Annotated in this window: 11 protein-coding genes; 6 read left to right on the top strand and 5 right to left on the bottom strand. The window is 58.6% G+C overall.

Translation table 11 applies throughout. The annotated features are described in order from the left end of the window. The first annotated feature begins 171 nt into the window (after positions 1 to 171). Together QZ196_RS08990 and QZ196_RS08985 are read left to right on the top strand one after the other, a co-directional pair. Positions 172 to 1557, top strand: a complete 1386-nt coding sequence (locus QZ196_RS08990) for a phosphomannomutase (RefSeq protein WP_296425648.1) — start codon at positions 172 to 174, stop codon at positions 1555 to 1557. Between the two features lie 219 nt (positions 1558 to 1776). Further along, entirely contained in the window at positions 1777 to 1932 is a 156-nt protein-coding gene (locus QZ196_RS08985; RefSeq protein ID WP_296425646.1) for a hypothetical protein, read from the top strand. 75 nt (positions 1933 to 2007) lie between these two features. Here QZ196_RS08985 and galE read toward each other — a convergent pair whose 3' ends face one another. The 5 genes from galE to gmd form a co-directional block, all read right to left on the bottom strand. Next, positions 2008 to 3021, bottom strand: a complete 1014-nt coding sequence (gene galE, locus QZ196_RS08980; RefSeq protein ID WP_296425645.1) for a UDP-glucose 4-epimerase GalE — start codon at positions 3019 to 3021, stop codon at positions 2008 to 2010. Continuing rightward, entirely contained in the window at positions 3021 to 5015 is a 1995-nt protein-coding gene (locus tag QZ196_RS08975; protein WP_296425643.1) for a M10 family metallopeptidase C-terminal domain-containing protein, read from the bottom strand. Before QZ196_RS08975 ends, galE begins: the two co-directional genes overlap by 1 nt. A gap of 170 nt (positions 5016 to 5185) precedes the next feature. Beyond that, a complete protein-coding gene (locus QZ196_RS08970; RefSeq protein ID WP_296425640.1) occupies positions 5186 to 6598 on the bottom strand; it encodes a mannose-1-phosphate guanylyltransferase/mannose-6-phosphate isomerase in 1413 nt (470 codons plus the stop codon). 11 nt (positions 6599 to 6609) lie between these two features. After that, on the bottom strand, positions 6610 to 7578 hold the full coding sequence (locus tag QZ196_RS08965; protein WP_296425638.1) for a GDP-L-fucose synthase: 969 nt from the start codon (positions 7576 to 7578) through the stop codon (positions 6610 to 6612). A 5-nt stretch (positions 7579 to 7583) separates the two neighbouring features. Further along, complete coding sequence (gene gmd / locus QZ196_RS08960; protein WP_296425636.1) at positions 7584 to 8705, bottom strand: GDP-mannose 4,6-dehydratase; 1122 nt, start codon at positions 8703 to 8705, stop codon at positions 7584 to 7586. Positions 8706 to 8889: 184 nt separating this feature from the next. On the opposite strand from gmd, the gene QZ196_RS08955 reads away from it, so the two are divergent. The 4 genes from QZ196_RS08955 (at position 8890) to QZ196_RS08940 (ending at position 13007) form a co-directional block, all read left to right on the top strand. Next, positions 8890 to 9654 (top strand): DUF2793 domain-containing protein, encoded by a 765-nt coding sequence (locus tag QZ196_RS08955; RefSeq protein WP_296425634.1) that lies wholly within the window; start codon positions 8890 to 8892, stop codon positions 9652 to 9654. A gap of 360 nt (positions 9655 to 10014) precedes the next feature. Then, positions 10015 to 10575 carry a F0F1 ATP synthase subunit delta gene (locus tag QZ196_RS08950; RefSeq protein ID WP_296425632.1) on the top strand — a complete coding sequence of 187 codons (561 nt, stop codon included), beginning with the start codon at positions 10015 to 10017 and terminating at the stop codon, positions 10573 to 10575. Next, a complete protein-coding gene (atpA, locus tag QZ196_RS08945; RefSeq protein ID WP_296425630.1) occupies positions 10575 to 12110 on the top strand; it encodes a F0F1 ATP synthase subunit alpha in 1536 nt (511 codons plus the stop codon). Before QZ196_RS08950 ends, atpA begins: the two co-directional genes overlap by 1 nt. Positions 12111 to 12134: 24 nt before the next feature. Beyond that, positions 12135 to 13007, top strand: a complete 873-nt coding sequence (locus tag QZ196_RS08940; protein ID WP_296425628.1) for a F0F1 ATP synthase subunit gamma — start codon at positions 12135 to 12137, stop codon at positions 13005 to 13007. Positions 13008 to 13017 lie beyond the last annotated feature (10 nt).

Raw genomic sequence — 13017 nt, 5'->3', positions numbered from 1 at the left:
AACGCAGGGGCGGGCCGGGCGGTGGCGCAATTACGGCACCCGCATGGAGCTTGCCGCGCAATTGCCTCAATATCACCGGGCATTTTAAACGAAGCCCCGCATTTCTTTGCGGTTGAAGCAGGCGGGACCCGCAGGATACAAGGGCCAAAGCCCTTGGCTGAGGAGAGCGTCATGGCCCCCAAATTTGGCACCAGCGGACTACGCGGGCTTGTGACGGAACTGACCCCGGCCTGCGTCGGCGCACATGTCGCCGCATTTGTGGCCGCCTGTCCGGTGGGTGCCGGGGTCTTCGTGGCCCATGATTTGCGTCCCTCGTCACCGGATATTGCACAGGTGGTGGCGCAGGCCGCGCGCGCGGCGGGCGTTGTGGTGACACTGTGCGGACCGATCCCAACCCCGGCGCTGGCGCTTGCTGCGATGCAGGCTGGTGCGGCGGCGGTCATGATCACCGGCAGCCATATTCCCGCAGATCGCAACGGTTTGAAATTTTACACCCCTGCCGGTGAAATCACCAAGCTTCAGGAAGCGGCCATTCTGGCGGCGCTGGGCCATGACAGCCCCATGATGCCGGGGCCGGACATGGTCCATAATACCACCGCCGGCGCGGCCTATGTCGCCCGCTATGCCACAGCTTATACGGGTGCATTGTCCGACATGCGTATCGGCGTCTATGCGCATAGCGCTGTCGGCGCGGCATTGCTTGTCGACATTCTGGAACAGCTTGGCGCAGCGGTGATCGTGCTGGGGCAATCGAAAACATTTGTGCCCGTCGATACCGAAGCCGTTGCGCCACAACTGCGCGCGCAACTGGTGAATTGGGCCAAGGCATATCCCGTTGATGCCATCGTATCGACCGATGGCGACGGTGACAGGCCGCTGGTGACCGATGAAACGGGCGCGGTTATCGGCGGTGATATCCTGGGTCAGATCACGGCGGCGGCCGTCGGGGCTGACGTCGTTGTGACGCCCGTGTCATCGAATACCGGCGTCGAGATGGGCGGCCGTTTCGCGCAGGTGATACGCACTGCGATTGGCTCTCCGTTTGTGATCGCAGGCATGGCGCAGGCCAGCGGTCACGTTGTCGGATACGAAGCAAATGGCGGTTTTTTATTGGGTTTTGATGCCCATGGACCGACTGGCGTGCTGTCGGCATTGCTGACACGGGATGCGCTTTTGCCGATCATTTCCGTGCTGGCGCGGTCCAATCGCTGCGGTCTGGGTGCCCTCGTCGCGGCAGAGCCGCCGCGCTTTACCGCAGCCGACCGGCTGCAGGATGTGCCAACCGACCAGTCGCTGGCATTGGTCGATGCATTGACCCATGACGCTGCAGCGCGCGCCGCATTTCTGACGCTTCTGGACGGGGCCGAGGCCCGCATCAATTGCGTCGATGGGCTTCGGATGAAATTGGTTGATGGCCGGATTGTCCACCTGCGCCCATCGGGAAATGCTCCGGAACTGCGGCTTTATGTAGAAGCCGAAGGGCCGCAACAGGCGCAGAAAACTCTCGCTATGGGGTTGTTGGCGTTGCGCGATACGCTCGCGCTTAGCGCGATTTGACGTGGCGTCAGAATCTTTTATGTAGCCAAAAGTTAGGTGTCGGACGGACATCGTTTTCGCGTTGATGTATGCGTGTTTCCAGGCGGGGGCTCTATTTTGTAATGAGGTTATCACGTGGTTGCCGTACGTACCCTTCGTTCCCTGCTGAGTTTGACAGTTTTTGTCGCATTAGGCAGTTTGTTTGTTTCGCCGACATCGTTGTCGGCAGACCAGTCGATCATGATTAGGCTGGAAGCCCCGGACGGCACCGTTGCCATCCAAGGGCGATTGATGGCCCTCGAGGGCGGTTTCTACATTCTTGAAACTGCGGGTTTGAATGTCATGCGTGTCGAAAACACACGTATTCGGTGCGTCAGCGACATTTGTCCGCTTTAAGGCGGACCGAAAGCCGCCCCTCTGCGCTGTTTTTGCGGGGCAGGGGGCGCATTGCGTCAGACCGACGCTGTGGTTTTAGCGGGTGTATCCGTCGGGATTACCCGACTGCCATTTCCATGTGCTAACCGTCATATCATCAAGCGTGTGGGTGGCCTTCCAATTGAGTTCACGCATCGCGCGGCCCGCATCCGCTTGCATTGCCGCAATGTCGCCCACGCGACGGGGGGCTTGCCTGACAGGAATTTCAGCTCCGCAGGCCCGTCCAAACGCCGCGACGATATCACGAACGCTATAGCTTTGCCCGGTGCCGATGTTGAATGGGCGCGCACCGGTATGCCGGACGGCATAACCCAGTGCCGCAACATGGGCCCGCGCCAGATCAACCACATGGATGTAGTCACGCAGCCCAGTGCCGTCGGGCGTATCATAATCGTCGCCAAAGATCGTCAGCACATCGCGTTTGCCGACAGCGACCTGCGCGATATAGGGCATCAGGTTGTTGGGGATGTCGCTGGGGTCTTCTCCGATTTGACCTGAAATATGGGCACCGACAGGATTAAAATAGCGTAAGATCACGGCGGATGCAGCACCGTTCGCCACGGTCCAATCGGTCAAGATACGTTCCGCCATCAGCTTGGACTGGCCATAGACGGATTTTGGCGTGGTCGGGTGCGCCTCGTCATAAGGCAGGTAGGTAGGCTCGCCATAGACAGTGGCCGAGGACGAAAAGATGATCCGATTGCAGCCCGCCCGCTCCATCGCGCGGACCACGGCAAGCGTACCGCCGACATTGACGTCATAGTAATACAGTGGCTTTTCCGCGCTTTCTCCGACGGCCTTAAGTCCGGCAAAATGGATAACAGCATCAGGCCGGAATTCCGCCATGACACGGTCCAGCATGGCATCGTCACGCACATCGCCAGTATAATCTGTCACCGTCCCGTTCGACAGGCTGCGGACCCGCGACAGCACCTCGGGGGTGGCATTGCTGTAGTTGTCGAGAACGCAAACCTCATAATTGAGGGCCATCAGTTCAAGCAGCGTGTGACTACCCAGATAGCCAGCGCCGCCCGTGACCAGAACGCGCATCAGAGAGCAAAGTCGCTTGCCGTCAGGGTGACACCCGTGACGATAATCTCCATCTCGGCAATGCCATCGCCGTTGCGGTCGATCATCACGATGGTGTCGGTGCCAGCAACATCCAGCGCAATCTGGCCCGCAGTGCCGTTAAAGCCACCCACGACAGAAAACGCCTGATTTCCCGCCAGCCCCAGATTGGCATCAATGACCGACAGGTCGATCAAATCAATGCCGATCTCAAAGTCGGCGATCGTGTCGGCGTTCCCGGCCCAACTGTCACTGACAAAGGCAAACACAAAGGTGTCGCTGCCCGCGCCGCCGGTCAGATCATCCTGCCCCATGCCACCACTCAGGCTGTCGCTGCCGCTGCCGCCGTTCAGTGTGTCATCGCCGCGACCGCCGAACAATATGTCGCCAGAGCCATTACCGACAATAAAGTCATTCCCACTGCCGCCATAGATTGTGTCGCTGCCCGTGCCGCCGCGCAGGTCGTCAGCGCCGCTGTTGCCATAGATCGTGTTGGTGCCGCTGTCGCCTGAAACAACGTCCGACCCGGAATTGCCGCCCAGCGTATCATTATCCGCCCCGCCGCTGATGTCATCATTGCCCGTCCCGCCAAATGCGCTGTCATTGCCGCCGTCGCCGTGAAGATTATCATCATCGGCACCGCCATAAAGCGTATCGCCACCGTCGCCGCCGGTGAGATCGTCAGTGCCCGCGTTCCCGGTCAGCACGTTGCCAGCTGCATTCCCGATCAGGATGTCATTGCCGCTTCCGCCCGTTGCGTTTTCGATCACAACGCCGTTGGCGATTGTGTAGCCACCGCTTATCCCCGATGCGCTTGACACAAAGCCGCCGCCGCCGTTTTCGTAACCAAGCGTTGCCTCACGCAGATCAATCGTTACATTCTGCGTGCCGCCATAGCTGATCTCGTCGGTGCCGCCGGCATCCCAGATCGCCTGCCACGCGGTTTCGTTTCCACCCGTGTTCACATCAGGCAGTGCATATTCATTCGCCCCGGTGTTGTAGTTGGTATTGGCGCCGTAAATCGCTTGCAGGGCGGCGATATCCAGGGCCATCGGCCCTGCTTCGTTGCCATAAACCTGATTGCGCAACGTGCCTGCGTAGCCCGCGTTATATGACATCGTGGTAAAGATGCCCTGATTGAGGTCGAAATCCCCAAAGTCGCCGAATGCGCTGGTGACACCTGACATGACGGTCCCATCATGCGGATGCTCAAGACCCAGACCGTGCAGCACCTCGTGGACGATCGTGGCAAAACCCAGCCCGCCAACCTCCAGCCCCCCGGTGTTGTTCCAGCCCGCCCCGGTGCTGTTGAACACGCCAGCGCTTGAGGCGCTACCAGAGGGATAAAAGAAGTAGGCGAGGGTGCTGTTGTCACCCGTGGGATTCGGCGCAACCACCACTTGAAAATCAGCAGTCGTGTCAGCAGTCGGGTCTGTCACCGTTTGAAAAGTGATGTTGGTGACAGCGGCGATTGACGCAAGTGCGGCTTCAAACCGCTGAATTTCATTGGCGGTCCAGCCTTCCGATGTTACGCCATCGCGCGACTGTCCTTCAGGCACAAAGTAAACGGTAATCGGGGTGGCGGTATCAGTCCGCTGGTACCCGCTATCAAGCGCGTCAAGCGGCACAGGCGGGGGTACCGCCGCTGCTGAAAGCTGATAACCGCCTGTCCCGATGTCATCAAAGGAAGCGGCCTCTATGTAGTATGTACTGCCTGCCGCACTGCCGACCACAGCCCGGGAATTAAGGCCCGAGCCACCATCGTCGTTCTGAACGACCAGGTCGCCGTTTGCGTCGTAGACGCGAAGATACGGATCAACAAGCCCCTGACCATTGAGCGAGATGCTGACATATTCACCCGGATCAAGAACAATGCGGACCCAGTCGCGGTCGCCGTTGACCTCGAGCATATCGGTATATGTCCCCCCGACCGTCAGGGTGGCGGTTGTCGTGCTATTGGCTGGAAGATCGGGCATGCGTATATCTCTTGAACAAGGGCAGCAGTCAGGTTTGGATGATTAGCGACATATCTTTGCGAAAAAGACAACGGAACTGTGGCGAAAATCGGGTGCATGGGGCTCATTGCGCGCCGTATGCGCTATTATTGTGATACCCTGTGCCCCGGCTTGGCAGCTTTGCGCGGGGCCTACGTTCGGGCGTAGACGTCTTCGTAGCGCACGATGTCGTCTTCGCCCAGGTAGCTGCCGGTCTGTACCTCGATCAGAACCATCGGCAGCTTGCCGGGGTTTTCCATGCGATGCACAGCCCCCAGCGGAACGTAGATGGATTGATTTTCGCTGACCAGTTTCACCGTTTCGTCGATGGTGACCTTGGCGATCCCTTGCACGACGATCCAGTGTTCTGCCCGGTGGTGGTGCGATTGCAACGACAAGGCTGCGCCGGGATTGACCACGATCCGCTTGACCTGAAACCGGTCCCCGACCACCAGACTTTCGAACCATCCCCAAGGCCGGTGATCTTTGGGAAAGCTTTCGGCTTGCGGGGCATGCGTGGCCTTCAGTGCGTCAACAGCCTGTTTGACCGACTGCGCACGGCTTTTGTGGCTGATCAACACGGCGTCTGGCATGGCGATGGCAATGATGTCGTCCAGCCCGATGCCCACAATGGTCTGCCCGTCGACTTCCGACCGCAGCAGGCTGTTGGTGCAGTCGATGGCCGTTGCCGGACCCCACAGCGCCATGCCGCCGCTTTGGGTTTCGCGCCAGACCGCCGCCCAGTCGCCAAGATCGGACCAACGTCCGGCATAGGGCACGACGCTCAGGTTGCGGGCGTTTTCCATCACGGCATAGTCGATTGATATGGCCGGTGCCTTGGCCCATGCGCCCGGTTCCAGACGCAAGAAGCCCAAGTCGGCGTTTGCCTGCGTGACGGCGTCCCGCACGGCGGCAACCATGCCGGGCACCGCATTTTCATAGGCCTCAAGGATGGCGTTTGCGGTGAACAGGAAAATGCCTGCATTCCACAGATATCGCCCTTCGGCCAGCATGGCTGCGGCCCGGTCTGCATTTGGCTTTTCCACAAAGCCGCGCAGCGGCAATGGCTTGGCTGCACCATCTGGTGCCGCTTCCAGCTCGAGATATCCATAGCCGGTTTCGGGTCGGTCGGGTGTGATCCCAAACGTCACAAGCTGGCCTGCCAGCGCGGCGGGCACAGCGGCTGTGACGCTGTCATCGAATTGCGCACGGTCCGGGATGACATGATCAGATGGCGCCACCAGCATCAGCCCATCAGGATCGGATTGTGCCAGATGGATCGCCGCAGCAAGAATGGCCGGTCCGGTATCGCGCCCCTCGGGTTCGATCAGGACCGCGCTGGGCGTGATGCCGACGTCGCCCAGTTGCTGTACCACGATGAAACGGAACGCATCTGCGGTGACGATCACGGGGTCGGCATAGGCCGGGCCGCGCAACCGGGCCGCGCTGGCCTGAAACAGGCTTTGATCGCCAAGCAGGCTTGCGAATTGCTTGGGATAGCTTTTGCGCGACAGCGGCCAAAGGCGCGTGCCCGATCCGCCGCAAAGAATAACAGGAGTGATCATGGTCGAAGCCCTTATTTTGCGCGCAGGTGTGCGCCTGCGTCCATCTGTGCGCGATACCAGTCATAGGTCGATGCGATTCCAGCGCGCAGGTCGATCCGCGCCGACCAACCCATCCGGGCAAGGCGGCTGACATCCATCAGCTTGCGCATGGTCCCGTCTGGTTTTGATGTGTCGCAGATGATCCGCCCCTGAAATCCCGTTACATCAGCGACGATTTGTGCCAGTTCCATGATGGAAATATCGCGGCCCGTGCCGACGTTTATGTGGCTCAGCATGGGGTCGGTTTCGGCGTCATATTTTTCGCGGTCGAGTGTCATAACGAAAAGCGATGCCGCAGCCATATCGTCAACATGCAGAAATTCGCGCCGGGGCGTGCCGGTTCCCCAGATGATGACCTCGTCCGCGCGATCCTGCGCCGCATTGTGAAAACGCTGAATCAGACCCGGCAGAACGTGGGAATTCTGCGGGTGAAAGTTGTCGCCCGGCCCGTACAAATTTGTCGGCATGACCGAGCGATAGTCGGTGCCATACTGCCGATTGTAGCTTTCGCACAGTTTGATCCCTGCAATCTTGGCGATGGCGTAGGGCTCGTTCGTGGGTTCCAGCGTGCCGGTCAGCAGTGCGTCTTCGGTCATGGGCTGGGCGGCGGCGCGTGGGTAGATGCAGGATGAACCCAATTGCAGCAGGCGCGTGACCCCAGCGGCATAGGCCTGATGGATCACGTTGGCCTGTATCATCAGGTTTTCATAGATGAACTGCCCCGGATAGCTGTTGTTGGCGACGATCCCGCCGACCTTCGCTGCGGCAAGGATCACGGCTTCGGGCCGCTTGGCCTGCATGAAATCACGCACGGCGGCCTGATCTATCAGATCCAGCTCTGCTCTGGTGGCGGTGATAATTTCATGCCCGCCGTCCGCGTTGAGCTGGCGCAAGATGGCGCTGCCGACCATACCCCGATGACCTGCGACGTAGATCCGCATCTTGGCTACCCTTCGACTGATACCGGCGTGTTCAGGCCGTGTTGTCTGAGCAGGGCATGCCGCCGTGCCGCCTTCAGGTCTTCGGCGACCATTTCGGCGCACATTTCTTGCGCGGTTATTTCCGGGGTCCAGCCAAGTTGCGCCTTCGCCTTGGCGGGGTTGCCCAGCAGGGTTTCCACCTCGGCGGGTCGGAAATAGCGCGGATCAATCCGCATGATCACATCACCGACCTTAACCTGCGAGGCCATGTCGCTGTTCACGGCGCTGACTGTCGCGGTCTCGTCAATGCCGGTGCCGCTGAATTCCAGCGTCAGGCCCAGCTCTGTTGCCGACCATATAATGAATTCACGCACAGAGTACTGCTTGCCGGTCGCGATCACATAATCCTCTGGCGTGTCTTGTTGCAGCATCAGCCACTGCATCCGCACATAGTCCTTGGCATGGCCCCAGTCGCGCAGGGCGTCGATGTTGCCCATATACAGACAGTCCTCGAGGCCCATGGCGATATTGGCCAGACCGCGGGTGATCTTGCGCGTCACAAAGGTTTCGCCCCGTCGCGGGCTTTCGTGATTAAACAAGATGCCGTTGCAGGCGTACAGCCCATAGGCTTCGCGGTAATTTACGCAGATCCAGTAGGCGTACAACTTGGCCACGGCATAGGGGCTGCGCGGGTGGAACGGCGTCGTTTCCGTCTGTGGCGTTTCTTGCACCAACCCATAAAGCTCGGATGTGGAGGCCTGATAAAACCGCGTCTTCTTTTCAAGTCCCAGAAACCGGATCGCCTCGAGCAGTCGCAGGGTGCCCATGGCATCCACATCCGCAGTGTATTCGGGCGCTTCAAAGCTGACGGCGACGTGTGACTGTGCGCCAAGGTTATACACCTCGTCGGGCTGCACTTCCGATATGATCCGGGTCAGGTTGGAGCTGTCGGTCAAATCGCCGTAGTGCAGACGAAATCGGGCGTTATCGGTGTGCGGATCTTCGTAGATGTGATCGACGCGGGCCGTGTTGAACAACGATGCCCGCCGTTTGATCCCATGCACCTCATAGCCTTTTTGCAGCAGCAATTCCGCCAGATAGGACCCGTCTTGTCCGGTGATCCCGGTGATGAGCGCGCGTTTTGTCATGGCTGGTCTTTGTCCTGCGGTCTGTTGTCGCTCACACTTAAAGCCTGCATGCCCATTTTCACAACCCTTGGCGGTTCAAAGCTGACACCGTTGCGCGACCCGCCGTGCGTTGGGCCAAGGCCGCGTTTACCTGATCCGACGGATACTGCGCGTGATTTCATTATTGCGAAAGGCGCGATTACCAATGTCAGATCAAACCCCCAACCTGTCCTTGCCATTTATCCTGCCCGCGCAGGCGCAAAAGCATGTGACGCACAACGAAGCGATTGAACTGCTGGATATGATTGTCCAACTCACTCTGGAAGCTACCGGTGCAACCGCAGTACCGGGTGTCGCTGATGAAGGGCAAGCCTGGGCGCTGGGCGCTGGGCCCACCGGTGCTTGGGCCGGTCAGGACAACATGATCGCGACCTGGCGCGGTGGCGGCTGGTTGTTTGTCACGCCCCGTGACGGCTGGCTGGCTTGGGTCAATGACATTGCAGAGCTACAGGTCTGGACCAGCGGTGCGTGGGTCACGAAAGGTGGTGATCCGGTGCTGAGCAATCTGTCTGGCGTGGGCATCAACGCGAGCTTTGACGCGACGAACCGTTTGAGTGTTTCAAGTGCCGCGACGCTGTTGAACAACGACGGTGCCGGGCATCAGGTCAAGATCAACAAAGCGGCGGCGGGCGACACCGCGTCGCTGCTGTACCAAAATGGGTTCTCGGGCCGGGCCGAGATGGGACTGGCGGGAAATGATGACTTTAGCATCAAGGTCAGTGCTGACGGTGCCGCATGGGCTGCCGCGTTGACGGTCACGTCGGCAGATGGACATGTGCAGATCGGTGCGGTGCTCAACCTTGTACCGGGTGCCGCCCCGGCAAGCGCCGTGGCCGGTGATGTCTATTATGATAGCACAGCATCAAAATTGCGCTGTCACGATGGCACCGTCTGGCAGGATCTGTACTGATCGCAACACTCGCGGTGGTCGCATGCGTGGCCCCACACCTTTCCCTTAGAATCATGATGCCGCGCCCGATCATCGGGCGCGGCATCATGCGTTTGACACGCAGACCTGGCACCCTGAGACCTGTTGCTGCGCGGTTTTGGGTGTGACGCTGCATAAACAGGCACCTCATTGCGCAGTAAAAACACCATGCATGGCTCATTCGGGGATTCTTGTCGCAGGGTGCTTGCGGCACCATACCGCGTCTGCTACATCGCCCAAGATTTTGACGCTTCCGTGATAACGGGGGCCAAACAAGTTGCTCGTTTGCCGGCTCTCACTTTGGGGTGGCAGGTCCGGGCCAAAGACATCGGAAGGGTGGACGTGTCCGAAACTGCTGGTATTTCCACAGGCATCGCTGCGCGCTATGCGACAGCCGTGTTTGATCTTGCCAAGGATGGCAAGACTATCAAGGCGCTCGAATCTGACGTGGGCGCATTAGAATCTGCAATGAACCAAAGCGCGGATTTGCGCACATTGCTGACATCACCGCTTTATAGCCGTGAAGAGCAGGGCGCTGCGATCAGCGCCGTTGCCAAGGAAATGAAGCTTTCTGCAACGACCAGCAACACGCTGGCATTGCTTGCGTCCAAGCGGCGCCTTTTTGTGCTGCCGCATCTGGTGCGCGTTCTTCAGGACCGTCTGGCCGAAGAGCGTGGCGAAGTGACCGCTGACGTCACGACAGCCAAGGCGCTGACCAAGGCCCAGACCGAAGCGCTGGCCAAAACGCTAAAGGCCCAAGTGGGCAAATCTATCATCATCAAAGAAACCGTCGATGAATCCATCATCGGCGGTCTTATTGTCAAAGTGGGCTCCAAGATGATCGACACGTCGATTGCCTCTAAGCTCAACGCACTCCAGAACACCATGAAAGAGGTCGGATAATGGCGATCCAAGCGTCTGAAATCTCTGCGATCCTGAAGGACCAGATCAAGAACTTCGGCCAAGAAGCCGAAGTGGCCGAAGTTGGCCGCGTACTAAGTGTTGGCGACGGTATCGCCCGCGTTTACGGCCTCGACAATGTGCAGGCCGGCGAGATGGTCGAATTCCCCGGTGGTATCCGCGGAATGGCCCTGAACCTTGAAGCCGACAACGTCGGTATCGTTATCTTTGGTTCCGACCGCGACATCAAAGAAGGCGATGTGGTCAAGCGGACGAAATCTATCGTGGACGTTCCCATCGGTGACGAACTGCTGGGGCGCGTTGTTGACGGCCTTGGTAACCCGCTGGACGGCAAGGGCCCGATCAATGCGAAAAAGCGCGCTGTCGCTGACAGCAAAGCGCCGGGCATTATCCCGCGCAAATCCGTGCACGAACCGATGGCGACTGGCCTGAAATCCGTTGACGCCATGATCCCAATTGGTCGTGGCCAGCGCGAATTGATCATTGGTGACCGTCAGACGGGTAAAACGGCTGTGGCTCTGGACACGATCCTGAATCAAAAGTCCTACAATGACGCCGCCACGAATGAATATGACAAGCTGTACTGCATTTATGTTGCGATCGGCCAAAAGCGGTCGACTGTGGCACAGCTTGTGAAGAAGCTCGAGGAATCCGGCGCGATTGAATATTCGATCGTTGTTGCCGCGACCGCATCCGACCCTGCGCCGATGCAGTTCCTTGCACCTTATGCAGCGACTGCGATGGCCGAGCATTTCCGCGACAACGGCCGCCACGCACTGATCATCTATGATGACCTGTCCAAGCAGGCCGTGTCTTATCGCCAGATGTCGCTGCTGCTGCGTCGCCCACCGGGGCGTGAAGCATATCCTGGCGACGTTTTCTATCTTCACTCACGCCTGTTGGAGCGTTCTGCAAAGCTGAACGAAGACAACGGCTCTGGTTCGTTGACGGCGCTGCCGATCATCGAAACCCAAGGTGGTGACGTGTCCGCGTTTATTCCGACGAACGTGATTTCGATCACTGACGGTCAGATTTTCCTTGAAACTGAACTGTTCTATCAGGGTATTCGCCCTGCTGTGAACACAGGCTTGTCCGTGTCCCGTGTGGGTTCGTCCGCACAGACGAACGCGATGAAGTCGGTTGCTGGCCCAGTAAAGCTGGAACTGGCGCAGTACCGCGAAATGGCGGCTTTTGCACAGTTCGGTTCCGACCTTGATGCCTCGACCCAGCAGTTGCTGAACCGTGGTGCGCGTCTGACCGAGTTGATGAAGCAACCACAGTATTCGCCGCTGACAAACGCCGAAATCGTCTGCGTCATCTATGCCGGAACCAAAGGCTATCTGGACAAGATCGACGTTAAATCTGTCGGTCGTTTCGAGGCTGGTCTGCTCAAATATCTGCGGACCAAGGCGTCTGACGTGCTTGACATGATCACCAAGGAAGATCCGAAGATCAAAGGCGATGCAGAAGCCAAGATCAAAGCTGCTCTGGACGCTTTCGCCGCTGATTTCGCGTAAATCTTGAGATAAGGAGACGATAACGTGCCTAATCTTAAGGACCTGAAAAACAGGATCGCGTCGGTCAAATCGACCCGCAAGATCACGAAGGCTATGCAAATGGTCGCGGCAGCAAAATTGCGCCGCGCCCAGGACGCTGCCGAAGCGTCACGCCCCTATACAGAGCGTTTTAACGCTGTGATGGCCGGGCTTGCCGCATCGGTTGGCGGTTCGGACTCTGCGCCAAAATTGCTGTCGGGCACCGGCAGCGATCAGGTGCAACTGCTGATCGTCATGACGGCAGAGCGCGGTTTGTGTGGTGGGTTTAACGGCAACATTGCCAAACTGGCCAAAATCCACGCGCAAAAACTGCTCGCGGCGGGCAAGACTGTAAAAGTCTTCACTGTCGGCAAAAAAGGCCGTGATGCCATCAAGCGGGATCTGGCAAGCCACTTTATCGGTCATGTTGACATGACCGATGTGAAACGCGTTGGCTATGCCAATGCGCAGGGCATCGCCAAAGATGTGCTTGGTCGCTTTGACGCGGGCGAGTTCGATGTTGCGACGATTTTCTTTTCGCGCTTCGAAAACGTTGTGACCCAACACCCAACAGCGCAGCAAATCATCCCAGCCAAGTTCAAAATGGCCGACGATGCCGAGGCCACGCTTTATGACTACGAGCCTGGTGAGGAAGAGATCCTTGCCGATCTGCTGCCACGCGGTGTGGCCACAGCAATGTTTAGCGCGCTTTTGGAAAATGCTGCGTCTGAACAGGGCGCACGGATGTCCGCCATGGACAACGCGACACGCAACGCGGGTGACATGATCGACAAGCTGACGATCGAGTATAACCGCTCGCGGCAAGCCGTGATCACCAATGAGCTGATTGAAATTATTTCGGGCGCGGAAGCGCTCTAAGGAACCGGAG

The sequence above is a fragment of the Yoonia sp. genome (genome assembly GCF_017854565.1).
Taxonomy (GTDB): domain Bacteria; phylum Pseudomonadota; class Alphaproteobacteria; order Rhodobacterales; family Rhodobacteraceae; genus Yoonia.
The sequence above is the reverse complement of the archived record's forward strand: the minus strand, read 5'-3'. Positions and strand labels throughout refer to the sequence as shown.